We start from the raw sequence: 23,335 nt of genomic DNA, 5'->3' as shown, positions 1-23,335 counted from the left end.
TGTGTCTGTCTCTTGTCTGTCGCTTGCATTTGTCTCTCATATCTCTTGGAATTGTCTCCTAGATATCGCACGAAGAGACAAAAGGAGACTACATGTCTCCATCAAAGTTAGCTATTTGCAACAAGTTTCTCCCACTTATCCAAACGTTCTTTATTATGAGCATTAAGAGTAAAAGGAGTATCTGCCTTTGCATTTTGTTTCATATAATGCAATGTTCCTTTTGAAAAACCTAGCTTTTTCCAATCGGAATAAGAAATACTGAGAATCTTCTGTCTTATGTCGCTTGTATCCTGTCTCTTTGTCTCATATTGTGGCTCTACAAAATCTGTCTCCTGTCGCTTACCAACCAAATACTGAGCCAATTCCCTAGTTTTCAAGAACATGACATAACTCCACATTGTCATATTGCCTTGATGATTAACTCTCTTGTTAAACCACAGGTTGATTTCTTCAGTTAGTTTCTTTGCACCAGTGGGTCTCAGGCGCAAGGAGTAACTTTCAGTTCTAATGAAATCTTTCTTCTCCATACGATCTTGTTCTATGAGACTCAAAACAGCGAGATCTACTAAGAACCTGAAAGGTTCTTGCAGGTCGTAAGCCAAACTATTCTTGCTAGTTGTCATTTCATGCAGAAAACCTACATGAGGATCTAGGCCCACAGCGTTAATGGCCCTTAGGCCCTCTGCCTCTAGCAAAGCATAGCCATAGTTAAGCATAGCGTTTACCACGTCCCCTGCGCCTGTGGCTCTCCGGCTCGAATCAATCCTCGATTCAAAATCGTATTTATCAGGAATGGCTTTTGAGAACTCGTTCCAGTATTTGTAGGCAACACCGCCCTCAACACCCATTATTTCCTTGATGGTCTTGGCTTTCTCTAGTTTCTCAAAGTCCTCTGCTAAATCATACTCGATTTCAGGATAGCGTTGTTTTAGGTAATCAAGTACTACAAGAGTTTTATCAAACTTAGCTTCAATGAAGTTCTTTGCGATTTTGACTCTTGCTTGCTCATCCTCAAAAGCATGATATTGAGCAAACTTTGTCTTGACATTAGTGCTCTCAGGTGGAAGCATTGTAGTCAATAATTTACCGTCCCAGTTGAGTATTGAAATCTGAACATTATGTTTTATCAGCCATCTTATAGCATCAAGCGTGAGATTTCCGTTCTGACCATAGATGATAATGCTATCAATGTCCATTCTCTTTGGAGAGTAAACATATTCTTCGGGAATTTCAGTTGTCGAGAATCTTCCATCCCTGACATGTAGTTTAGCGTTATTTACACGAATATCGATGCCATTCCCATTCAACAGTAAAAATCTCATTTAAGATCAGCCCCCGGAGTATTAACATTGCCATCAAGCACCGATATATCTATACCTTTTCTTGCCTGATGCCTTATTTGAGAAAGAACTTTAGCATTTTTGTGCTTACCTTTTTTTCTCAACTCAATTTCAAGATTAAAGAGCTTAGTTCTATTCTTCTCGATTAAGCTCGAAGCATATAGTTTATCATATTCATCCTTTACATCTGCAAAGTTTTCCATTGTCTTGGCATCTTCAATAAGTTGTTCAACTACAGCTTCATCATCGTACATGCAAAGTAAAGCAATAATATTCCCTCTAAGAACAGGACGTTGTTGAGACAGAGGTTGTATATTTTTCAAAAGTAATCTCAGCTTTGTAAGTAGTAAGTTGATGTCGCTTGGTTGGATATTTTTATCCACAATATAGTGATAAATAACTACTATTAGCTGATATGACAATTCAATGTCGTTTTCACTAAGGCTTTTAACCAGAATATCTAATTGCAGCGGTTCTAAAATGTAATAATTCTTATAAGTATCCATTTCCCCTAAAGCAGCCAGTTTATCTTCACAATCGCCATCTTCAAAGAGCTTAAAAACAGAATCAATATGCTTTTTTATTTCCGTATTCTCCTTTAGCATAAAGTACTTTTCACGATTATCTGTTGCATTGATCCCATATTTCTTGACTTGTTTAGCAGACAGTTTCTCTATGATTCCTGCACTTACCAAATCATCTAATCTTCTGCCAATGGTTTCTTTACTGTAGCCGCGCGAGTGAGCTTTTTCATATTTGTTTACAATGTCTTCTTTCTTTACAATTCCGTAACTAGAGACGTATTCCTTTAATTCTTCAATGAGAGTTTTGTCATTTTCATTTTTGCTCATACAAACACTGTCACTTTCTTATACATGTAGCTTAGACAAATAGTTGTTAAATAGTTATCAAGTATCAGATTATAGTTCTCAAACTAGAATAGTTGCATAGCAAATTCTGGTTTTTTATATGTCAAATATGATGTCACATTTGAATATAAATCATGCGGTAATTTCAGTTGTTGGTGAGAAAAATGCCACCAGTAAACAGATTAACAATAACACTGGCTCCCTATTACAGGGAGAAACTGGAATTGATGTCAGACTTCTTTGGATGTTCCCAGGCTGAGGTTGTAAGAATTGCCTTAATGAAGCTCTGGGAGGAAGAGAGATGAGCAGGCCAAGATTCTCTAAGGAGTATAGGACCTACGGTGAATGGCTCAAAGCTATTCCAAGAGATACCAGGTATGCAAAAGAGATCATCAGGAAACACAAGCTTGATCCTTCAGCTACACTTAGCACTCTCCGTAAAATGAGGGTATCGGATGTATCTCCAGCTCTGAAAGCGTATGCTATGCTTTCTCCTGAAGAGGCCGACATGAGAGCTAGAGCTCTTCTGGCATTAAGCAATCTAAGGAAAGGAAAGAACTTCACTTTAGCTGCAAAGGAGCAAGGAATCAGTGTAAAGGATGCTCTCAGACACCTTGGTAATGCTGTTTTTAAAAAGAGTGGCAAGTGGGTTGCCACAAAAACAGACAGCATTGAAAGGAATAGATGGATTTTCTCGAATGGTAAAAGAATCAGTGTTGTAGTCAATAGCTCAAGGGATGGATCTCTTATCAGCAGATATCTGAATGTTGTCAGGATTGCTCTGAATAAAACAGATAAAACTCTACTTGAACCTTTCAAAGATGTCAGGATAAAGGGAGTAGATGGTAAAGAATATCCACTTGAGACTGATCTTGACAAGTTATACGAGCTTAAGGAACAGATAGAGGATTCTGAATCATTGCCAGTATACGACAACAGAATCTGAACTTTTTGATAATTGAGGGTTAGGCTTGTCCAACGAAGATTTCATTTTACAGATAAAACAGCAAGCTAAGGATGAACAGCTTGTTAAAAATGGTATCTGTGAAATTTGTGGAGAAACCAACCCTTATGCACTGAAAATCTACGAAAATCACCATATTTCTACAAGAGCCTTTTCGAATGAAACAAGGGTTCTGTGTCTGAACTGTCATGCTGCTGTAACACATTTTCAGAATGAACTGCCACCCAAGTTTAGGTCAAGCAAATTACCTCTAGAGAAGAGACTAAACTACATTTTGCTTTCACATGCAGCATTAAGAAAACGTATGGATGAAGTTGAAATTGATCTTTTAAAACAAAGATGTGAGGCGATTGAATGAATAAAGTAGCTTTGCGAATATACCCTACGAAAAAAGAAACTAAAGAGAAAAAGAAGACTAATTTTAGATATGAGAAGGAAGTTCCTGAATTTACCAGAGTTCTTACTTTTGATACAGAAACAACGGCTGATGAATATCTTAACTTAAAATTTGGTTACTTTGATGTACATGAGAATGATGTTTTTCATTATGGTGGCCTCTTCTGGGATGAGAGACATGTTTCAGAGAAAGAATACAAGATACTAGAAAAATTCTCTGAAAAGCATAATATACGCTTGTTTTCTCTTGAAGAGTTTATCAAGCTCTTTTATCTGGAAGTCTATGAAAGAAAAGCTCTCTGTATTGGTTTTAATCTCAATTTTGATCTCTCAAGAATCATTCTTGATTATGGTCATGGAAGGTACTCAGGCAAAGATGGTTTTTCTTTTTTGCTTACTGAGGATACAACATACCCTAGAATACGCATAAAACATCTTACAGGGAGATCATACAATGTCGAGTTTACAAGAGCGAAGGGTAAGTACAGGAAGGAGAGAACGTTCAAAGGTCATTTTCTGGATATCTGTAATCTAGCATGCATTTTGACAGATAGCAAATCTCTTACTCTTGAAAAGGCATGTGAGATATTTGATACACCAATAAAGAAGCAAAAAACAAAGAAGCACGGTGTGATAACTCCAAAATATATTGCTTACAACATTACAGATGTAAAATCCACTTATGAGGTATTCAAAAAAGTAAGGCAGGAATATGAAAGATACCAGTTAAATATTTCAATGACTGATGTCTACTCTGCTGCTTCTCTTGGAAAACAAGCCCTCAAACAATGCAATATCACACCTTTCATGGATCAAAATCCTGATTTTCCTCCAGAGGTTCTTGGAAAAATAATGAGTGGATACTATGGAGGAAGATGTGAGTGCAGGATGAGAAAAACACCTACAAAGGTTACAGTGCTAGACTTTTTCAGTATGTACCCAACTGTAACACTACTTCTTGATATGTGGAAATTTGTTGTCGCAAAAAGTGTTCACCACACAGATGATACAGAAAATGTTCGTAGATTGATAGAGTCATTCACTTTAGAAGATGCACTAAATCCTGATATATGGAAGGACTTAGTTGTCCTTGTTGAAATTGAGCCTGAAGAAGATATTTTTCCAGTTAGATCAAAATATAGTGAAAAGGATGCGACCTTCAATATTGGAGTTAATAAAATAACATGGGATAAAAGACTGTTTTACTTCCTACCCGATGTTTTAGCCTCAAAGTTGTTTACAGGCAAATCTCCGAAGATAAAGAGAGCTATGAGGTTTATTCCAGAAGGCATTCAGGAGGATCTCAAGGAAACAGAGGTCTATGGAGTTCATGTAAATCCAAAAGAAGATAATCTTATCAAAGTCCTTGTTGAACGCAGGCAAGAGATTAAACAAAAAATGAAATCACTTCCTAGAGACTCACATGAATATGATGTTCTTGATGCACAGCAAAAGGCAGTTAAAATTCTTAATAATGCAACTACATACGGTATTTACATTGAAATGCATCCAAAAGATGAGGAAGATTTGACTGCATATAGCAATATTGATTATGAGACAAAAGGGATATTTGAAGAAACAGCAGCGTTTTTCAATCCAATTATCGGTGCATGCATTACAGCAGGATCACGTTTGTTAATTGCTATTGCTGAAAGGTATGTAATGGATAAAGGGGAAGTTCATGCATATATGGATACAGATTCAATTTTTGTTCCTCCATATCTTGCAGAGGAATTGAGCCACCTCTTTGATTCACTTAACCCTTATGACTTTGATAAGCCAATTCTGGAAATAGAGGATGGGATGGAAGATATCTGGTTCTATGGTATCAGTTCCAAAAGGTACTGTTTGTTTAGAAGAGAAGGAAACAAAATAGTCATTCCAGAAGGTAAGAAACTCTTCTATAAGCTACATGGTTTAGGACATATCACAAATCCGTTTAGTCTTGAATTGAAGGAAGGGGAACATTGGCACAAAAGATTTTGGGATGACATTCTCAAAGTTCATTTCCATCCTGAAGAGTTAATTGATGTATTGGAGACTTACGACTATTATGCAGTTATCTCCAACCTTACTGTATCAACTGGAAATATTCTGCTACGCTTCAAGAAAATGAACGAAGGCAAGGAATTTTCTGAACAAATCAAACCTTTCAATTTCATGCTTGTTGGAAGTGGTGCAACAGTCAATGAGAAAGGAGAGAGCATAAAACCCATTGCTCCTTTTAACAAAAACCCTCAGGTAGTAGTCGAGAAAAAATGTATAGACTCTTATACAGGAGATATTTGTCAGGGGAGACACCTCTGGAAGCCGTTAGCTGACGTGTTTCTTAGCTACATAAACCATCCAGAAGCCAAATTTGAAGGTGATATTGGTGTTCTACAAAGAAGAAATCTAAAGCCCACAGGATGCGTGTATGTAGGCAAGGAAGCCAATAAGATTGAGATGCAGGAGTTAGAAGGCATTCATGTTGAGATCTATCCGAACATAGAAGAAGTGAGGGAATTTGTAGACAATTTAACTCCTGATGAGGCCAGAAAAATTGGGATTAAACACAGGAGTTCATTAAAGCAATTGAAGGATAGGGTAAGAGAAGGTGACTTTAATATGAATACCAAGGAGATGAAGAAGGTGCTAAAAGCAATTTACTATTAATTTTCCATCTTTCCTTATTAGAAAAATATATAATTTAAGTAAGACAATGTTAAGCAATACTAAGAAAAAAGTGAAGTGATTGTAAATGGGTGAAACACTAGAATTTTTAGAAAGCATATGTGAAGGCTGCGAGCATTTTGAAAACTGTAGATGGGATTATAATCCTGAAGAATGCCCGCATGCAGATTTTAGTTAAATGGTCAATTAGGGATGTATAGTGCAGAAAAGGAAATATAGTTAATTAGAAGATAAAAGAATAATGTCGAAAAAAACCATAGGGGAACTTTTTGGAGAGAACGAAAAAATATTGTCTTCTCTAAACATTGGTTCAACTCTAAGCGATCTAAATAAAATGATGCTTCCATCTCATACTTCTTTATTTCAGGGTAGACAAAAGTCCGTAAAAAAGACAATCGCACAAATAAACGATTCAGACAACAGTGGCAATGCTGAGTCTATAGATGTTTGTGAAATATGCAATAAAAATATCAATAACTACATGTTTTTTTCTTTGAGAAAATATGAAGAAGTACAAGTTGGAAACCACTTGGAAGATAAGCTAATTGAATGTGATAATTTTTGCTCAGACTCATGCCTTAAAGAGTTTTCTGACAAACATGAAGAGACAATTGAAGAATATGAACTCTATGAAGTTAGAAGATGCTCTAGTTATTATGATTGCCTTGATCTTGGAAATATAAGAGGTATTTGCGAAAAGCAGGAACGTTTGGATTATGAACATGGCCTTCTATCACCTAAGTTGTATAATTTTTGTGAACCTGCCGATGCAGGAATCATCAAAGCATCAATAAATATAAAAAAACAATTAGATGAGGGATCAAAGCAAAATGCATTTCATTTCAAATTAACAGCCGCTATGACTGTATTAGTAATTCTCTTAACGATATTTAACACATACCTTATACTTGAAACAAATTATGAACAACAACTAGGCAATATAGATACAAAACTCGGTGCAATTAACAATAGCCTTTCATCTCTTAATGACCAAGCCAGCAATATTAGTTCTGATTTAGATTCAAATACTATTTTAGCTAGCAGTTATTTGCTAAATACTTTTGACAATACTAATCAATCGGTTGAATTCTCGAATAAAAGCTAAACTATCTGTTTAGAATTAATTCCATAAAATATCCGCATACGGATTTTAGTTAAATAAAGATTATTAGTACCTTATAGAAATAACACGATTTGTATCAACGTAAAAATTGAATTTTTGATTTGATACAAACCAAATTAGAACAGTTGCATAAGTGAATTTATTCACAATTTCTTTTTAATATAACAGTTTAAATGAATATATGGCTTATTTAAGGAACTGAAAACACAATTCTTGGGTTTGGAATAAAGTCGTCATTATCAGAATGAGAACCTTCTTCCCAGGATGCAAAAAAATCATCAATCCAACCTTCCCGCATTGAAAGAGTTAGATTAACAGGTCTTTCAGTCCTTGTCCATTGTGCAATTCGCTCCCAATCAAAGTCATCTACAAAAGAAATTTGTGAAGGTCTATCTTCATATTGCATTATTCCCCAAAAGATTTCTTCAATAATTGGGAATCGTCTTTTTTCTGCATTTTTGTTAAATGAAGCTTCTAAAAATTCACTGTTTAGCTGAGCTAATTCACACAAAAGACCACAATAATTTAAAGTATCATTCAAACCAATCATTGATTTGTTTGTTACGCAATCGATTCCGGTTGAAGGAAACTTGTATGAAAATAGTTCTCTAATAGCCTTTAAATAGTAAACCTTTTCTTGAAAATCATCTGCTATTTCCTTATTAATAGTACGTAATGAATCTGAAACTATTTTTATTGTTTTGTCATGTGTATATGTAAGAATAGAACCATCATTCCAACTGACATTTGGCAAAGTCATAAGATAAGATCTACTAGCAGTAAGAATTGAATAATATGATAGATAAGGTACAACAGTTTGTAAATTTCGGTCAATAGAATAATCTAGTGAGCTAGCTAATAAGTTTGTTGAAAGAATGAACTTGGCAGATAAGTAATTCCTTGCAATCCATTCAGAATTGAGTTGATCTGTCCATTTTTTTGTTTGTTTAGAGAATAAAGATTGAATTTTGCTAGCTTTTTTAGCAATGTCTTCTTCTTCAAAATGCATAAGTATATAGTGATAATCTAGATACCCGTGTGGTAACCCTGTATATTTAGTACTATCAAATGTCATAAAATCACCAAAAGCAATGTAAATACTCGTCAAAATCAAACTTTAACTTTAGAAACATCAAAAATAACATGCCTTTGTTTAAAATAGGTCAAATATATTAACTTTTTTATCACTCTATTTTTATTACATCTAAGATAAAAGACTTTAAAAAAATAGCGTACACTTTTTTAGCGTTGTATATATCCCCGCATATGGTTTTTGGGTTATAGTTAACAGCAAAAAACGGAACTGTTAACTTTAATTATTACTGTTCTGTTAATCTCAAAAGCATAAAAAACCGAACTCTTATCTTAAATTAATTCTGTTTAGGATTATAACAAAACATTTATACATAACTCTTTTAATTACTTATTATATGAAACATGGAAAAAGTGGCAAAATCAAGTTAAAATACAAGCTATCAAGATATGTAAATAATCCTAAATATCGTAATTACTTTAAAATTATCCCTATATTGTGCATATTGGCGATTATTTTTTTAAATTCAGGCAATGATGCCGGCTTTTCAACAGATCAATCTTTAAAAAATCAGCTTGTTTACTTTTTAACAGATTTCCAAAACAGTTTTAATTTTTCAGATACAACACAAGTTGTTACTACAATATTAATATTAATCGTAATTTGGACAGGCTATAATTATTGGCTTATGAATTATCGTATAATTCAAAAAAACAAAAAATTTACTGAGCAGATTTTGTTTGCAGCATCAATTGTCGTTTTTTCAAATCATATAATATATAATTCAGTGATTGGAGGAATGTTTGATTCTCTCATATTCTTTATTCTTCTTTATGTTGTTTTAGCTTCTACCTGGCTTATAGCAAAAATTGTAGATTCATTCAATTTAGAAAATGACTTGTATTGTTGGGGTTTGCGATTAATAGGGCTTGCATTGTTGTTCTTTGGATTTATACTGTTTAGTAGTGGAACTTTTGCTATGGCATTTAGTGACGCTACAAGTTCTAACATCTTTTGGATAGCTGGTATTTGTTTAATGCTTTTGGGTACGTTTAGTGAGTATCGTTCTTTCAGAAGACATGGGGTTTTTGTATATATGAGATAATTAGGGAGGTTTAGGAATGGGTTTGGCTGATAGAGATTACACTAATAGAGATAACACAAACAGAAATTATGGTGCTAAGATACAGTACACACAAAATGTATCAAACATAATTCAAAAATCTAGTTTGCTATGTGATTATTGTAAAAAAGAGATAGAGATTAAGTTAGTAACAGAAAAACAAACAAGGTCCAAAATTGAGAGAGGTTTAGTAATTGATGAAATTATCGAAGTAGTTGTTGAAAGACAAAATTCATTAATTTGTTCAACTTGTGGCGGTGCATTTTGTCCAGAATGTATTAAATCATACTATAAAGACAAAAATAGTTTTGTCTTAACGAACATTTGCAAGGGGTGTGAACAAAAATCTGAAGAAAAATTAAAAAAAGAATGCAGTCATAAATATCTGAAAAGTTTAATTAGAAGCGATGAATACTTTGACTACTTCGAAATAGAATGCATTTATTGTGGGAATAAAAAGGGAATAGCTGAACCAATTAAAAAAATCGGGCATGAACCAGAACCTAAACAAAAAGGAATACCACAAACAAAACCAAAATCCAAGAATAAAGGAATATCAAAGATTCTGAATTCTGTCAAAAGAACATTTAGATAAAAATATCTTATCAGCTTTCTTCCCACATTTCCAATCTTTCCCTTACATGCTTGTTCATTGTAAACGGTTTATCCCCTTTTGCATTTTGCTTCATGTAATGGAGAGTACCCTTTGAGAATCCCATATCTTTCCATTCTGTATAGCTGATAGCAAGAATCTTCTTCCTGATCTCATCAGTATCCTGCCTTTCAATAGTATATGAAGGAGTCGCAAAATCAATCTTCTTCGTTTTGCCATTGAGGAACTGAGCCAGCTCTCTTGTTTTGAGTAAAAGAACATAGCTCCACATCATTGATTTGTCTTGATAAGTTACACTTTTATTCATCCAAGTCTGGAACTCTTCTGTAAGTTTCTTAGCACCACTTGGTCTAACCCTGAGTGCATAATTATCAGTCCTGATGAAGTCCTTCTTCTCCATCCTATCTGTTTCAATAAGATTGATTACTGCCAGATCAACAAGGAATCTGAAAGGCTCTTGGAAATCATAGGCTAAACTGTTCTTACCTGTTGCCATCTCATGCAAAAAGCCTACATGAACATCCATTCCAACAGCATTAATGGCTCTCATACACTCAGCTTCAAGGAGTGCATAGCCATAATTCAACATGACAAGGAATTTATTGATTAACTCTGGATCAACAGAAGTTAGATTTTCCACAAGCAAATATAGCTAATATTCATCAAAAGAATACCGTTTTCCTTATCTATTAAGCTCTTAGTAGATTCTAGGGTGCTTAATAAGATAGCATAAGACTAAAAAAGAGGGAGTTATTCCCTCTATATCCTCTCATTAAGCTTCGGCCTCTTCCTCCATTTCGTAAAGTCTGGTGTAGTAGTCCGGGAATTCAACCAGGTGACCCAGAGCTATTTTACCAGTCAGCAGTGGATCATTATGTGTGACATCGGTTACTTTATCCACGCTGCCGTGTTCAAGTTCTATATCCATCCCTGCCCTGAACTGCTCGACATCAAACTTGTCCCATGTGATACCCAGTTGTTCGCCTATTGCCTGTGCTTCTTCAGTGGTGAACGTCTTCACAGTATCCATGGCGGGGTCGGTCACGACAGGTAGTTGCAGGTTCCCGGCTTCCCATTCTTCGTGTGCTTCCACTTCCATCGCTTCAAGCCTTGTATAATAATCCGGGAACTCATTCAGATGGGCGAGAGCAACCTTGCCGGTCTTGAGTTGATTGTCATAGGTCACGCTAGTAACCTTATATCGCTTTCCATGCTCCAGTTCGACATTCATGCCCTCTGTGAACTGTTCGAGATCAAATCCTTTGTCAATCGCTATATAGTTCCCGTCCCCCGTGGGTTCCCATGTTATGCCAAGCTTTTCACCAATCTTAAAAGCGTCTTCGGCAGTGACGCTGTTAGATGTCTTCCAGTCTTCGTACTCACTAGCAAAAGAAATAGTGGGTGATGCCATTACCAGAGCTATTAATGAACAGCATATCTTCATTGCTAACTTCATTCTGATTCCCCATGTTTACTTTCCCAAATGGTTATTAGAGCATTTTCGTGCTATAGAGAAACATATATTATCTTGCTTAATCATATATGGTATTTTGGAAATATCAATCTAGAATACTCCTTCATAAGCCAGAATCTGCATATGTTTATTTTAAGCGGCTTAAGAAAGGTTTCCGTTTATTCATTTCCTACAGTAAGGGCCGATATATCTTTCCGACAAAAGAGTTCAGAATAAACGATTTCTCAGCCTTGAGACCCTTCCAATAGCGTATTCCGGCTTGCAGAAGTCAACAAGGTTCTTTTCTCAATGCTCAATGAGTACTTGACAAGGTTATTTTCTTCAGGATCAATCGCGATTCCAAGCATTTTAACTTTGATTAGCTTTTTCTGAATGCCTTTTGCAACAAAAGTTTGTTAGAATTGTTTGCTATTCATGCTTACTTAATTACTTGCCTAAGATTTATAGAAAACATACTTCTTGATGAAAGTTGTGTGCCAAAGAAGAAAGTTTCTGCTGACGCAAAAGACTAAATAGTTGCATGTTTAAAAGGTGCCATTGGGAGTAAGTAAACCAAGCTTCAAACAGTTGGTTTCCAGCGGGGTGGTGGAATTAGTTGACAGAGAGAACTCTATGCACTTGCTTGATAGCATTCTTTGTAGTACTTGTTACTGTAACTCCGGTAACTTCCAAAACTGCAAATGAGTCGGCTCAGGCTATTGATCTTACTGTCAATCCTCCAAGTGGTACTCAAATAGACAAAAATCTGTCAGAGTATTACGGCATGCCGGTAGCAGAAGGCGCCAATGGTACTTTTTGGTATGTGGAGCAATCCTGGTACTCCTCCGAAGAGATAGTGAATCGACTGGTTAATACACAAAAACATAAGGTCTCCACATCTGATCAAAATACTTTCGGCAGCGATAAAAATTATCTGATCTCAATGCCGGTAAACTTTCTGGTTGTTGTGGCGTTCGTGTGCATAGCATATTACATTTCAAAAAGGATTATATAGAGGCTCCATGAACATATCCAGAAGGCTCACAGTCCTGATAATACTCAGTTTTATCGCTCTTACGTACTTTGAAAATGCTGCCCTGTCCGAATTAACTAACCTATACGTAGCAACTTTGCTAGCTTACATTATAGGAATAGTCCCAGCCACTTCAGGAAACATATTATTCCTGAAAATGGATGAATATATAGTCCCAATTCTTATATCCTTTGAATGTACAGGCCTCATGTTCATTTCAATTTTTTTATTGACAATGTTCGTACTGCCGGATATCAGATTAAAACACAGGCTTTTGTCCCTTCTGCTATTACCACTGATCTATCTTGCAAATATTGCAAGGATCATCATAGGAATCAGCTTAGGGACCTACACAGAAGACATACATCTGATGACCTTATTTCACGATACTGTGGGGCAGGTGATCCTGGTGATCTTCACAATAGTGACACTACTCTTGTTCCTTAGCACTTTTGGATACATTAAGTTAAAGAGGGGTTTGTAAATATGGCGAGTCTGGCACTAATTGCTTTTGCTTATATATTCACTTTTGAGACGATTATGTATCTCATCTGCTCTGTACGGCACTATACGAATTCATTTTATGGGAAATATGATGGTGATGCTTTTGTTTCAATCATTATACCCTGTTATAACGAAGAGCTTACTTTAAGCAATTGTGTAGAAAGTATGGTATCCCAGACCTATGATAAATATGAGATCATAATAGTTGATGACGGCAGTAAAGATAGGACACTTGAGGTCGCAAGATCTTTCCTCCGTTACAAGAATGTAGTGGTATTGACAAAACCAAATGGTGGAAAAGCCAGTGCTTTGAATTTTGGGACCAAGCATTCCAAAGGTAGTATTTTGGTTTGTGTAGACGCCGATTCAATATTTTTAAGTGATACTCTGTCAAAATTATTGAAACCATTCTCAGATCCTAAAACTGCCGCTGTCGCTGGTAATGTGAAAGTGGTGAACAGAAAAAAAGTTCTCTTAAAAAATCAGGCGCTTGAATATATTATCGGATTGAACTTACATCGGAGGATGTTCACAAACTTAAACTGCGTTCCGGTGATACCGGGTGCCATTGGAGCATTTAGAAAAGATGTGGTTTTGGAAGTAGGGGGCTATTCACTGGACACAGTTGTGGAGGACATGGACATAACTATGGCTATCAGTAAACGAGGGTACAAGATCGAGTATACCGGGGAAGCAATTGCGTACACAGAGGCACCTGAAAGTTATAAGGACTTTTACAAGCAAAGGTATAGATGGACTTATGGCACTTTTGAGATAGTAAATAAGTATAAGAACATCTTATTCAGCTACAAATCTGGCAAAGAACTAGGAATAGTGGGCCTGCCTTTTACAGTATATACGCTTTTTATGAATATTGCTCTCCTGTTCATATTCTTGTATCTGGTGATAAGAGTGGCCTTTTATGGCAATTCTCCTTACCTGTTAACCTTACTATCTACAATGCTGGTTATGCAGAATATACTGATCATGTACACTATTCTGATAGACCATGAAGATAAAAGACTGTACTTTTACTGGCCATTCCATATTGTACTGTACAGGCAAATAATCTGTCTCGTCACCTTAAATGCTTTTATAGATTACATAAGGGGGAAAAAGACCTCGTGGAACAAGATAAACAGGTTGGGCAAGAACGAACTCGATCTTCCTGATTTATAAATGAATTGGAAATAAGTAATGCGGTCAAAAAGAAGGAACACAAACAGATGAAGAAAAAGATTGCTTTAGTGGCAGTTGTCATTGTTTTATTTTTACTTATTATATCAGTATATACCTCTTCAGTAAGCGCAGATATAACATCCTTTAATCCGGCATCCGGCACCTACTATCCGGGAGATGCGGTTGTATCTTCTCTCAGTTTCAAGAATACCGGTACTGAGAATTGGACTTTCTGGGTAGGATACAGCGTTCAGGATGGTGCCGGAAAATGGCACAATATACCCTCTCGGTCGGTTACACTGACCCCCGGAGAGGTATCAGGCACACAAAACATGACATGGTACGTGCCGTCAGACTCGTTACTGACGACAGGCAGTTACAATGTAGTAATGGCTGTATGGAAGAATAAGCCTGAAGATGCAAGCGCTACTGAGCTGGCGCGTACTGAGCAGAAAAGTGCATTTGAGACTTTTAATTTCGTTGATGATTTTGAATCCTTTGACACGGATCGCTGGTCGAAATCATCTTTCAAGTTAGAGAGAACAGATTTCCAGCCAGCTAACATTAATGTCAGTAATGGTAACCTGAGGATCAAACTTACTGCAGGTACGCTCAGTGGCGGAGAGATCCAATCTGCGGATGTCTATCAGTATGGCACATACCGCATAATGATGAAGCTTCCAAATGCACCCTCTTCTATCACAGGCTTCTTCTTGTACATGGACCCGGATTATCATAATGAAATCGATATTGAGATATACAATGAGCCTGACGGCAATATATCGTTCACTACTTACGTAGATGGAAGAAAACAGCACATTGCTACTGAGAGTCTGGGTTTTGATCCAACGGCTGGTTTCCACGAATACAGATTCGATTTCTACCCGGGGAACCTGAGCTTCTATGTCGACGGCCAGCTGATGCAGAGATGGACAGATGAAACGACCACGAACTCCATGCACCTTCTGGTAAACGCATGGTATCCAAATTGGCTATCGGGCACGGCAGCAACATCCGACCAATACCTTCTCGTGGACTGGATCAGACATTAACAACGAACTTGTTTCAAAACTCAGTTTATTATCGGTCCACTTATCTCCTGAACTTGCTTATTATTTAGCGCTGTTAATGGGATTAGTATTGATATATTTAGAAGATATACTTAAACAAATACATAAAATTAATTGATAATGTTAATATATTTGGAAATCTGAGTTGTTACTATAATTTCGTATCTGTCTGTTAAGGTTGGCAAGGCCTCACTACCTCTTTTTTTGAATGCGATGATTCTTGGCATGTCCTGCCTTATGAAAGTGATCTCTATAGACTTGGATGAAACTGTTAATGTTAGGTGGTACGAAAATGAGAGTTGAACAAAATATACTGACAAGTTTTGAATGGCTTTGCTATTAATGACTGTGGGAACTGCCATTGCTATAGAGGCACCAGCAGAAGAATGGAACATAACTTTTGGCGGTCCAGGAAATTCTAATATTTTCAATTCTGTCCAGGAAACATCAGATGGTGGATATGTACTCGCAGGTCATACAAATTCTTTTGGTGAAGGCGAATGGGATGCCTGGTTGATCAAAACCAGTGAAACAGGAGACGAACAATGGAACAAGACGTTCGGTGATATAGATTATGACCGGGCTTATTCCGTTCAGCAGACAATAGACGGAGGATTCATACTATCTGGTTACACAACTTTTGCAGACTCTGGGGATAAAGAGGCTTGGTTGATCAAAATCTTAAATACTACCCGATCTATATTTTAGATTATAAGAATGGTTGGGGATGATATGTGTGGATTTCGAAAATCGGATAAAGATAACTTTATTCTCGATAACAATACTTCTTGTGGTTCTGGTCCAGATCGTTTTCCTTATTCAGGGAAATTGGTTTAGTCTGATCCTCTCTGTGCTTACTCTACTACTGATTTTTCTGCCTAGTGTTCTCAACAGAAGGATATCTGTAGATTACCCTGATTTTATCGTAACGCAGATAGTTATCTACCTTTACATGTCTGCAATATTAGGGAGCCTTATAGGCTATTTTGAAAAATACTGGTGGTGGGACCTCTTTGTACATCTCCTTTTAGGCCTCGTTGTTGGCTCCATCGGTTTCTTGCTTGTCCTTGAACTGACTAAGCACAGGCCTCAATCCGCCAGACTCAGTCCCGGTATGGTAGCGATCTTTGCATTTGCTTTTTCTGTGGCAATCGGAACCTTATGGGAAATAACTGAATTCACTGTCGACTACTTATTTGGAACAGAATTACAGCTCTCAAGCCTGACAGACACAATGGCAGACCTTGTTGCCGATACAGTCGGAGCATTGATCATCTCTCTTACAGGATTGTTTTATCTTAGGTATCCAAGGGATAATTTAGTAAAACAGTTCGTAGAGAAGCAAAAGAAGCTAAAGAAGAGCATCGATAATGCTGTAGAAGGATTCAATGCATGATTGATCAGACATATTTTTCCAGGTCTGCTTTCACTTTTGTACTTCTTCCTGTCCATACTTCATATCCATACTCCTCTTTAGTTCCGGGTCGGTCGCAACCAGGTAAATCCCTGGCCTGATCCCTGCTTCATTCCGCGTTTTAGAGGCACAGTTATTTGAAAACCTGTCGAGCGAATAACTTTCTTCCAGGTGAAGAAACTTACAGGCACCGTTAAGGGCATCCTTAATTGCCTGCCTGTTCATCAAAAGGACGTGGGAGATCGTGTGAGGCGGTGAAGGGGAAAGATAAGAAAATGCAGGGAGCGAGGTGCGTTTCTCCGGATTGGTCCTGGCTCTGCGTAATTTAGAAATACCGCGTCAGGAATTACTTCCCTATATCCTCCCCTCTTTGGTGGCAGTCATCATTATACCGCCAAAATCCGAAATAGGCTTGACGATTGGATTCTTTGAGAGTGGATCCTTTCAGAAGCAAAGTTCCTTTTAAAAGGGCTTGAAGATACGTAAGATAATGAAATTAAAAGATTGGTATTTTCGGACCAGGTCAAATCTCAGTTATTTGTACTGACATTTTTAAGTAATGTTCAGAAAACTCTTTTGCCCACCGGACAGCACCCGGGCTTTTGCAAAGAACATGCCTGTTGTCAAACTCTCCGGTGCTCTTCAGGGGACTTATCATAACACTGGCCTCATTGAACACGAAGGCCAGAAAATTCATTTTCTTCGGATATACATAGAACTTGGTTAGCTTATGGCTTATTATTTTATGTATATCTTCGTAACTATCAGCTTTTAATTTGTCAAACAGGCTCTGAGAAACGATTACATGCATCTCTACGCCGCTGGATAACAATTCTTCGAATATCACTGGAAAGTTCGGATAGAAGAAACTGGTGATCGAGAACTGGAATTTTTGCTGTTTTGTCATTTGATTGAATTCATAATGAGCCTCATATATCTTCTCAGTAGACGGGCTCATGATAGCACATGGTGTAAGCTCATCCATTCTCTCTAAGAGACCAGGTGGAATGAAACTGATATCATGGGTTCCCCAATAATCAATATCAACATCAAGCGCCTCTGTAGTGTGAACGAGAGGGGCCATCTTATCGACAATTGACTTGCCTATAGGTGTCAGTTCATAAACGTCCTTTTCGTGAGAAACAAGATTATGCTCTTCAAGTACCCTTATTTGAGGAAGCAATGATTGTCGGTTTGTTTTTAATGATGTGAGCAAATCCTCCATCTCTCTTGCCCCATCTTGTAACAGCAGAAGAGTACTCTTTCTCTTATCTGACATAAAGATGACATCAAGTAGAGGCTTTTTCATAGGATATGTTCCTCTCTGACAAATCTAAATTTCATTTAACCTCTCACTTCCACAGTGTTAAATTGTGTGCCCACTGTTATTTATACTGATTTAATCTGAGTACTTATAAATAATCCGAAGTTCCAGCACCGTTCATTTTAAACAATGGCCGGCATCCTTTCATATATCTCGCCTCTCCCTTAAGTAAATAATTGTGAATGGCTTATCAGTCTGGTACCCTTCTTCAAACAAAAAGAGATATAGATAAAAGCTGCATGTTTTTTTCAATATTGGCCTGCATTTGAATATCTCTTCATAGTCCATATGACGTATCCAAGAACCGACTCATATCTAATCAAAAAAGTGATTAGCCTTAACTTTTTGCCGGTGGTTTATATCCCAATCCCGATGCTTTCTTCATGGCTTCAATGCCCTCATTTACCGATAGCAACGGGGTAGTCTTGAACACCCTTACAGCACCTCCGCCCATGACAGCCATTGAGAGAGCTAATTCGCTCACATTATCAGGCAGTGATGCGATTTCTACCACATCATAATCACCAAGTGCTAACCAGTAACCCTTAAGTTTCCCTCCAAGGCTTTCAATTAAGGAAGATGCTACTTCTTCACGATTTTGAGGATTTGTTACTAATGTTGCTACTGCCTCAGGCGTAAATGATATTTGGAGTAAATAATCTGGCATTTGTTTCCCTCCCACTTGATTACCTCAATTTAACATTCGAAGTGATACCACTTATACCTATCTGCTAAATTTGAAGTACCGGAGGGGGGTCATAGAAATGAGTTTAATTGCAAGCAGGGATAACAGGCGTTAAATTTATCGTTGATTCGTTTACTAACTCGTATTATAAGAAGATGCCAAATTTTTTTGATACATATACATGTATGTTTGCTTTATGGCACTTGTAATGACCGCGTACAACATAACATTCCATCAGGGATTTTCTGCAGATATGATCAAAGTGACCTGGCTAAGAGAGACCTACCTTTGACATGGGCTTATGATCTTGCTGCTAATGCTGCATTTGCATATCCTCTGATAGTACTTTTCGCAGGTCAGCTTGTTGGTTTCGTATTCCGGGAAATATTCCCGGAAGGTTCTCTAGTTGATGCCGTGACCTGATTTTCTCAACCTAAAGCCCTTTTTTCATTTTATTGTAATATCTGCTCCTGGGCTACAGTTAACAGGAAAACGGAGCCTTATTAAGAGCCCCTTGGAAAAAAGAATAATGGACCTGCTTTTATTATCCACTTACATGCGATGCTTCCGTGCATACCGGACGATGAGTGCCGAAGCCACGACCGCTGAGAGCGTTATTAGTGCTCCTCCCCAGTATGCAGACTGCATAGCTTCAATTACGCTGAAGGACCACAGGAGAGCAAAGACCGCGCCCACGAGGATGTTTAACCGCCGGTTCAGCGGGTCTTTCAGGGTAAGGGACAGGAAAGCCATAACCATTGGAACCAGGATCAGGATTGAAAAGAATAGTATCATGCCAGGGCTTATTCTCTGCCCTTCCGCTTCTCCCGCCATTAATTGTGCTATAACCCCAGGTTCCATAAGAACTATTATCTGATGGGCTAAAAAGGCAATAGATGCAAGCAGCCAGAGTACTGAGGTCCTTATCTTCCAATCTTCCAAAACCTACACCTCCTTTAGGATATGTTAAAGTGAATTTATCTGATGCTATTCATTAATTTATTATTGTGTTATTCTGGTATTTGGTTTATGTGATGTTCCTCACTCCGAAAAGTTTGAGATCGTCAGATTTCAGCTATAGGAGTAGAATCCTCCAGACAATATTCAAAAAAGGCTTTCCCCCAGTTCACGGCATTGATGCCACTGCATAGGAGGTATCTGTTATCATAATCCCCGTTCTTCTTAAACAGGCCCATCAACAGATGGAAATCATCAACTACCAAGAATAAGAAATCCATTTTCCTATTGTACATAAAAAGATGCAAATGCTTACTCTTCATGAATTCTTCAAAATCTGCACGATGAGAGGTTTTTATCTTGTCAAGCACTTCCCGGGGAATAATGAAATATAAATTAACACCGTTTCCAAGCATCTCAGAAAACGACTCCTGGTAGTTAGGGTAAAGAAACGGAGTAACCACATATATGAAGGTAGGCAGTTTGCTGTTCCTTTGAAATGACTTGTGGATCTCGTACATCTCTGTGACTGAAGGGCTCACTATATCACAGTCCTTCATTGCAGTAATCGATCCTGATAGGTCCGGGGAGAGAAAATCAATTTTATGTGTTCCCCAGTACTCAACATCAGAACCGAAAGTCTCAACAGTGCCAACCAAAGGAGCGATTTGATCGGCAACCATTTTTCCCAGGGTTGTCAATTCATATGTGTCCTGAGAGTGTGATACCAGGTAGTGTTCTTCAAGCATTCTTATTTGTGAAAGCAGTGCATTTCTTGTTGTGTTCAGAATACTCAGGAGATCTTGCATTTCCTTTGCTCCATCCCTTAACAGCAAGATCACCTGTTTTCTCTTCTCTGAAGCAAACAGCACATCAAGTAACGGTTTCTTCATACCGCACATCCCTCACAGTATTATTTGTATGGTTACTCCTAGTTATACTAATTTAATTTGAATGCTTATAAATAATACAAAGTCAGACTCCGTAGAAATGTTCATGAACCATATACCCTCTAAAATTAATCACAAAGAGTATCGAGCCCGCAAACCGTTATTTCTATTATCTGTAAACCAAGAACTTCTGGAGATTATACTTTATTTACCCTTTCCCCATGGAAAAGTTCTGGACGGACAGATTATTTAGGAAAAAAGGCATTATCTGAATAATTCCCGGTCCTGAGCTCCCTGGAAAGAAGGCCTGCTATTTTTGGAACAAGTTTAAATGGTACAGCTACCGCGCTGAGCTGGCTTACAGTGCCTGTTATTATCATGTCTATCTCCGGACAGTAGAATAACCATGCGCTGGAAACCCCTGTGTGTCCACGAAGTTCCGGGAATGACCGGAAGAAAGAAAATGGCGGAGGGACTTTAAAGCGCATTATCCCCAGACCATACTCAATGGGCCATCCGGGAGCTACGGGGCTGAGCATTAAGCCAAACCTGTTCCAGTCACTCTGCATCAGCTCAGTAGTGCCTGGATCGTCAAAGAAATCTCCCCTGATAAGTGCTCTCATAAAAATTATAAGTTCATCTGCTGTGCTGATCAGATCCCGGGCAGATTCAAGGGCATATGGAAGATCCAGGCTCTGGTCTTTGTACCAGATACTAGCAGCTATAGGAAATCTTTTGTAAGCTGATGCTGAGGGAAAATAGGTCCTTTTCAGATTCAGTGGCCTGCAGAACATCTCTTCAAAAACATGGTGAACAGGTTTTCCGGTAACATTCTCAATTATAGCAATAAGCAGCTGGAAGTTTGTGTCAGAATAGCGGGACTTCCTTCCTTTCACATCCATTGGCTGGGGCCTGAAGAGAGGATGGTTCACATTCCTGACAAGTTGTATGCTGTCTTCGATAGACCATGAGCGGTCACCATCTTCAAGAATGCTGTTCCACAGGAGTTTCTCGCCTTTTTGATGGATCTCAAGATAATCGGGAATACCTGAAGAGTGGCTTAACAAATGCAGCAGGGTTATCTTATCGCTGTGATCCACACCATCTTTTGTTCTATTAAGCCCTTCTGTTAAATTTCGGGGCAAATATGATGTCATTTTCTCATAGATACTAAGGTGTCCCTGCTCATGAAGTTTAAGCACTGCTGATGCTATATAGAGCTTAGTGACACTGGCTATCCAGAAAGGTGTGTTTGTCCTCATGGGTGTTCCATCGGGATGCGCTATTCCTATTGCACCAGACCAGCGAAAGGATCCATCGATGCTCTCAACTGCAAGAACAGCATGATTGACATCTCGCACCTTAGCCATACTATTCAGTACCTCCTGCAGTTTCTCTGCTATACCTTCATGAGCAATATTAGCTCTGTATGGCTCGTTCTGGTCAGTTGGTCCCATATGAATGCCTGAATAAATGTGAACACACAAGACAATGATATTTACTTATATTGCTTATCAGTATAATGGAATTACCATACCTTGTTATCGTGGGTGTTATTGCCACCTCTATCTATTTTATTCTTTAAATGTTTTTTTCTCTTGAAAGATTTCTCTCTTAACTACGTAGGAATCTTCAATACTCTGGAAAGAATGTCAATTCGAAGTTATTTGAAAGGTAATATCCGGGTTGGTTTTTTTGTCAAAACAAAGGCTTATTCACCTTGAATTTTTTATGTAGTGGAAATGTATAATATATAGGTTTTCATAAGGTGAACCGGGCCAAATTTAAAGGAGTCATAACATTCTATTGATTAGGTATAAGCACTAACAAGCATATATTATTCTTAATGCCATATCAGATTGTAACGGCTTAAGAGGATGGAAAGCAAATGAAAAAACAGATACTTGATATAGTATTTGCATCAGAGAAAAGAAAAGGCACTCTTCTGCTTTTACGCGAGAGGCCCCGGGAAATGGCTTTTCTTCTCAGTTCTCTGGATACACCGAGGACTGCTTTACTTCCTCAGATAAGGGTGCTTGAAGAGCATCATCTTGTTTCTCACGAAAAGGACACTTATGAGCTGACACCTATTGGAAACCTCATAGTTGACGGGATGACGCCTGTACTGGACACAGTTAATATCCTTGACACTGATATTGACTACTGGGGAACGCACAGGCTTGATTTCATTCCGGCTGGTCTCTTAAGGAGAATTAATGAAATAAGAAGCTGTGCCATCGTAGAACCTTGCGTTACTGAGCTATTCGAGCTCAACAGGAAATATATTAATGACGCTTACAGATCAATGTCCCTCCATACAGTTACCACGCTCTTGCATCCCCAGTTCAAGGATATTTATCTCGACCTGGTCGAGCACGGAGTGGACATCCAGCTTATCCTTTCCTACGGGCTCTTCCGGAAGACCAGAGCAGAGAATCATGCTGATCTAAAGCAGCTGATAACTAATGATAAGATCAGGGTCTTTGTATATAACAAGCCAATGAAGCTTATCAGTTTTTCATCGAATGATAACTCCCTGCTTCTTAGATTACTGACAGTAAGTGGTGAATATGACGGTAAGCAGCTGATCCTGGAGGGACCGAATGCCGTCAACTGGGGAAAAGAGTTATTCGATCATTACCTGAAAGGATCTATACAGGTAACTGAAGAATCAATGGATTCCTCTTTTTGA

25 protein-coding genes are annotated in these 23,335 nt (G+C 37.9%); 15 read left to right on the top strand and 10 right to left on the bottom strand.

Translation table 11 applies throughout. The features are described 5' to 3' along the window. Nucleotides 1-107 precede the first annotated feature (107 nt). Nucleotides 108-1,322, bottom strand: a complete 1,215-nt coding sequence (gene cas1 / locus PV02_RS10930; protein WP_256623453.1) for a CRISPR-associated endonuclease Cas1 — start codon at nucleotides 1,320-1,322, stop codon at nucleotides 108-110. Beyond that, complete coding sequence (locus PV02_RS10925; protein ID WP_256623452.1) at nucleotides 1,319-2,191, bottom strand: hypothetical protein; 873 nt, start codon at nucleotides 2,189-2,191, stop codon at nucleotides 1,319-1,321. The genes cas1 (PV02_RS10930) and PV02_RS10925 overlap by 4 nt, the downstream gene beginning before the upstream one ends. 182 nt (nucleotides 2,192-2,373) lie before the next feature. Here PV02_RS10925 and PV02_RS10920 point away from each other — a divergent pair, with 182 nt between their 5' ends. From PV02_RS10920 to PV02_RS10900, 5 genes are all read left to right on the top strand, one after another. Beyond that, a complete protein-coding gene (locus PV02_RS10920) occupies nucleotides 2,374-2,514 on the top strand; it encodes a hypothetical protein (RefSeq protein WP_256623451.1) in 141 nt (46 codons plus the stop codon). Next, the gene (locus tag PV02_RS10915) at nucleotides 2,511-3,155 is read left to right on the top strand and encodes a ubiquitin-like domain-containing protein (protein ID WP_256623450.1); all 645 of its coding nucleotides are present in this window, start codon (nucleotides 2,511-2,513) and stop codon (nucleotides 3,153-3,155) included. The genes PV02_RS10920 and PV02_RS10915 overlap by 4 nt, the downstream gene beginning before the upstream one ends. Nucleotides 3,156-3,180: 25 nt before the next feature. Beyond that, nucleotides 3,181-3,531 (top strand): hypothetical protein, encoded by a 351-nt coding sequence (locus tag PV02_RS10910; RefSeq protein WP_256623449.1) that lies wholly within the window; start codon nucleotides 3,181-3,183, stop codon nucleotides 3,529-3,531. Further along, nucleotides 3,528-6,224 (top strand): DNA polymerase, encoded by a 2,697-nt coding sequence (locus PV02_RS10905; protein ID WP_256623448.1) that lies wholly within the window; start codon nucleotides 3,528-3,530, stop codon nucleotides 6,222-6,224. The genes PV02_RS10910 and PV02_RS10905 overlap by 4 nt, the downstream gene beginning before the upstream one ends. Nucleotides 6,225-6,483: 259 nt before the next feature. Continuing rightward, nucleotides 6,484-7,347, top strand: coding sequence for a hypothetical protein (locus PV02_RS10900; RefSeq protein ID WP_256623447.1), 864 nt, complete (start codon nucleotides 6,484-6,486; stop codon nucleotides 7,345-7,347). Nucleotides 7,348-7,555: 208 nt separating this feature from the next. Here the strand turns inward: PV02_RS10900 and PV02_RS10895 are convergent, their stop codons facing one another. Continuing rightward, on the bottom strand, nucleotides 7,556-8,374 hold the full coding sequence (locus tag PV02_RS10895) for a hypothetical protein (protein ID WP_256623446.1): 819 nt from the start codon (nucleotides 8,372-8,374) through the stop codon (nucleotides 7,556-7,558). A gap of 421 nt (nucleotides 8,375-8,795) precedes the next feature. Between PV02_RS10895 and PV02_RS10890 the strand changes: the two genes are divergently transcribed. Then, the gene (locus tag PV02_RS10890) at nucleotides 8,796-9,503 is read left to right on the top strand and encodes a hypothetical protein (protein ID WP_256623445.1); all 708 of its coding nucleotides are present in this window, start codon (nucleotides 8,796-8,798) and stop codon (nucleotides 9,501-9,503) included. 16 nt (nucleotides 9,504-9,519) lie between these two features. Beyond that, the gene (locus tag PV02_RS10885) at nucleotides 9,520-10,116 is read left to right on the top strand and encodes a hypothetical protein (protein WP_256623444.1); all 597 of its coding nucleotides are present in this window, start codon (nucleotides 9,520-9,522) and stop codon (nucleotides 10,114-10,116) included. A gap of 10 nt (nucleotides 10,117-10,126) precedes the next feature. On the opposite strand, the gene cas1 (PV02_RS10880) is transcribed toward PV02_RS10885, so the two are convergent. Next, on the bottom strand, nucleotides 10,127-10,774 hold the full coding sequence (gene cas1, locus PV02_RS10880; RefSeq protein WP_256623443.1) for a CRISPR-associated endonuclease Cas1: 648 nt from the start codon (nucleotides 10,772-10,774) through the stop codon (nucleotides 10,127-10,129). Between the two features lie 132 nt (nucleotides 10,775-10,906). Continuing rightward, complete coding sequence (locus PV02_RS10875; protein WP_256623442.1) at nucleotides 10,907-11,590, bottom strand: DUF5661 family protein; 684 nt, start codon at nucleotides 11,588-11,590, stop codon at nucleotides 10,907-10,909. A 613-nt stretch (nucleotides 11,591-12,203) separates the two neighbouring features. Here PV02_RS10875 and PV02_RS10870 point away from each other — a divergent pair. The 6 genes from PV02_RS10870 to PV02_RS10845 all read left to right on the top strand — a co-directional run bounded on the left by PV02_RS10870 (nucleotide 12,204) and on the right by PV02_RS10845 (nucleotide 16,769). Beyond that, a complete protein-coding gene (locus tag PV02_RS10870) occupies nucleotides 12,204-12,602 on the top strand; it encodes a hypothetical protein (RefSeq protein WP_256623441.1) in 399 nt (132 codons plus the stop codon). Between the two features lie 7 nt (nucleotides 12,603-12,609). Then, a complete protein-coding gene (locus PV02_RS10865; RefSeq protein ID WP_256623440.1) occupies nucleotides 12,610-13,104 on the top strand; it encodes an archaeosortase/exosortase family protein in 495 nt (164 codons plus the stop codon). A 2-nt stretch (nucleotides 13,105-13,106) separates the two neighbouring features. Further along, the gene (locus tag PV02_RS10860; protein ID WP_342765641.1) at nucleotides 13,107-14,303 is read left to right on the top strand and encodes a glycosyltransferase family 2 protein; all 1,197 of its coding nucleotides are present in this window, start codon (nucleotides 13,107-13,109) and stop codon (nucleotides 14,301-14,303) included. Between the two features lie 47 nt (nucleotides 14,304-14,350). Then, nucleotides 14,351-15,355 (top strand): glycoside hydrolase family 16 protein, encoded by a 1,005-nt coding sequence (locus PV02_RS10855; RefSeq protein ID WP_256623439.1) that lies wholly within the window; start codon nucleotides 14,351-14,353, stop codon nucleotides 15,353-15,355. A 345-nt stretch (nucleotides 15,356-15,700) separates the two neighbouring features. Further along, the gene (locus PV02_RS10850; RefSeq protein ID WP_256623438.1) at nucleotides 15,701-16,081 is read left to right on the top strand and encodes a hypothetical protein; all 381 of its coding nucleotides are present in this window, start codon (nucleotides 15,701-15,703) and stop codon (nucleotides 16,079-16,081) included. Nucleotides 16,082-16,109: 28 nt separating this feature from the next. Further along, the gene (locus tag PV02_RS10845; protein WP_256623437.1) at nucleotides 16,110-16,769 is read left to right on the top strand and encodes a DUF2238 domain-containing protein; all 660 of its coding nucleotides are present in this window, start codon (nucleotides 16,110-16,112) and stop codon (nucleotides 16,767-16,769) included. A 541-nt stretch (nucleotides 16,770-17,310) separates the two neighbouring features. Here the strand turns inward: PV02_RS10845 and PV02_RS10840 are convergent. Both PV02_RS10840 and PV02_RS10835 read right to left on the bottom strand, forming a co-directional pair. After that, a complete protein-coding gene (locus tag PV02_RS10840) occupies nucleotides 17,311-18,096 on the bottom strand; it encodes a helix-turn-helix transcriptional regulator (protein WP_256623436.1) in 786 nt (261 codons plus the stop codon). A 352-nt stretch (nucleotides 18,097-18,448) separates the two neighbouring features. Continuing rightward, nucleotides 18,449-18,778 carry a GYD domain-containing protein gene (locus PV02_RS10835; RefSeq protein ID WP_256623435.1) on the bottom strand — a complete coding sequence of 110 codons (330 nt, stop codon included), beginning with the start codon at nucleotides 18,776-18,778 and terminating at the stop codon, nucleotides 18,449-18,451. Nucleotides 18,779-19,084: 306 nt separating this feature from the next. On the opposite strand from PV02_RS10835, the gene PV02_RS10830 reads away from it, so the two are divergent. Continuing rightward, a complete protein-coding gene (locus PV02_RS10830; protein ID WP_256623434.1) occupies nucleotides 19,085-19,219 on the top strand; it encodes a hypothetical protein in 135 nt (44 codons plus the stop codon). Nucleotides 19,220-19,348: 129 nt separating this feature from the next. Here PV02_RS10830 and PV02_RS10825 read toward each other — a convergent pair whose 3' ends face one another. From PV02_RS10825 to PV02_RS10815, 3 genes are all read right to left on the bottom strand, one after another. Next, nucleotides 19,349-19,738, bottom strand: a complete 390-nt coding sequence (locus PV02_RS10825; RefSeq protein ID WP_256623433.1) for a DUF6326 family protein — start codon at nucleotides 19,736-19,738, stop codon at nucleotides 19,349-19,351. 122 nt (nucleotides 19,739-19,860) lie between these two features. Then, entirely contained in the window at nucleotides 19,861-20,646 is a 786-nt protein-coding gene (locus PV02_RS10820) for a helix-turn-helix transcriptional regulator (protein ID WP_256623432.1), read from the bottom strand. A gap of 242 nt (nucleotides 20,647-20,888) precedes the next feature. Continuing rightward, nucleotides 20,889-22,013, bottom strand: a complete 1,125-nt coding sequence (locus tag PV02_RS10815) for a serine hydrolase domain-containing protein (protein WP_256623431.1) — start codon at nucleotides 22,011-22,013, stop codon at nucleotides 20,889-20,891. A 518-nt stretch (nucleotides 22,014-22,531) separates the two neighbouring features. On the opposite strand from PV02_RS10815, the gene PV02_RS10810 reads away from it, so the two are divergent. Continuing rightward, the gene (locus PV02_RS10810; RefSeq protein WP_256623430.1) at nucleotides 22,532-23,335 is read left to right on the top strand and encodes a helix-turn-helix transcriptional regulator; all 804 of its coding nucleotides are present in this window, start codon (nucleotides 22,532-22,534) and stop codon (nucleotides 23,333-23,335) included.

The organism is Methanolobus chelungpuianus (assembly GCF_024500045.1).
Taxonomy (GTDB): Archaea; Halobacteriota; Methanosarcinia; order Methanosarcinales; family Methanosarcinaceae; genus Methanolobus; species Methanolobus chelungpuianus.
Note: the sequence above shows the minus strand (reverse complement) of the source record. Positions and strands in the feature narration are given on the sequence as shown.

Excerpts from the sequence above, each read along its gene's own strand:
- PV02_RS10875 (WP_256623442.1), bottom strand. The coding sequence starts at position 11,590 with ATGAAGTTAGCAATGAAGATATGCTGTTCATTAATAGCTCTGGTAATG.
- PV02_RS10815 (WP_256623431.1), bottom strand. The coding sequence starts at position 22,013 with ATGGCTAAGGTGCGAGATGTCAATCATGCTGTTCTTGCAGTTGAGAGC.
- PV02_RS10820 (WP_256623432.1), bottom strand. The coding sequence starts at position 20,646 with ATGAAGAAACCGTTACTTGATGTGCTGTTTGCTTCAGAGAAGAGAAAA.
- PV02_RS10865 (WP_256623440.1), top strand. The coding sequence starts at position 12,610 with ATGAACATATCCAGAAGGCTCACAGTCCTGATAATACTCAGTTTTATC.
- PV02_RS10810 (WP_256623430.1), top strand. The coding sequence starts at position 22,532 with ATGAAAAAACAGATACTTGATATAGTATTTGCATCAGAGAAAAGAAAA.
- PV02_RS10860 (WP_342765641.1), top strand. The coding sequence starts at position 13,107 with ATGGCGAGTCTGGCACTAATTGCTTTTGCTTATATATTCACTTTTGAG.
- PV02_RS10925 (WP_256623452.1), bottom strand. The coding sequence starts at position 2,191 with ATGAGCAAAAATGAAAATGACAAAACTCTCATTGAAGAATTAAAGGAA.
- PV02_RS10855 (WP_256623439.1), top strand. The coding sequence starts at position 14,351 with ATGAAGAAAAAGATTGCTTTAGTGGCAGTTGTCATTGTTTTATTTTTA.
- PV02_RS10850 (WP_256623438.1), top strand. The coding sequence starts at position 15,701 with ATGGCTTTGCTATTAATGACTGTGGGAACTGCCATTGCTATAGAGGCA.
- PV02_RS10895 (WP_256623446.1), bottom strand. The coding sequence starts at position 8,374 with ATGCATTTTGAAGAAGAAGACATTGCTAAAAAAGCTAGCAAAATTCAA.
- PV02_RS10840 (WP_256623436.1), bottom strand. The coding sequence starts at position 18,096 with ATGAAAAAGCCTCTACTTGATGTCATCTTTATGTCAGATAAGAGAAAG.
- PV02_RS10905 (WP_256623448.1), top strand. The coding sequence starts at position 3,528 with ATGAATAAAGTAGCTTTGCGAATATACCCTACGAAAAAAGAAACTAAA.
- PV02_RS10835 (WP_256623435.1), bottom strand. The coding sequence starts at position 18,778 with ATGCCAGATTATTTACTCCAAATATCATTTACGCCTGAGGCAGTAGCA.
- PV02_RS10915 (WP_256623450.1), top strand. The coding sequence starts at position 2,511 with ATGAGCAGGCCAAGATTCTCTAAGGAGTATAGGACCTACGGTGAATGG.
- cas1 (WP_256623453.1), bottom strand. The coding sequence starts at position 1,322 with ATGAGATTTTTACTGTTGAATGGGAATGGCATCGATATTCGTGTAAAT.
- PV02_RS10920 (WP_256623451.1), top strand. The coding sequence starts at position 2,374 with ATGCCACCAGTAAACAGATTAACAATAACACTGGCTCCCTATTACAGG.
- PV02_RS10890 (WP_256623445.1), top strand. The coding sequence starts at position 8,796 with ATGAAACATGGAAAAAGTGGCAAAATCAAGTTAAAATACAAGCTATCA.
- PV02_RS10900 (WP_256623447.1), top strand. The coding sequence starts at position 6,484 with ATGTCGAAAAAAACCATAGGGGAACTTTTTGGAGAGAACGAAAAAATA.
- PV02_RS10885 (WP_256623444.1), top strand. The coding sequence starts at position 9,520 with ATGGGTTTGGCTGATAGAGATTACACTAATAGAGATAACACAAACAGA.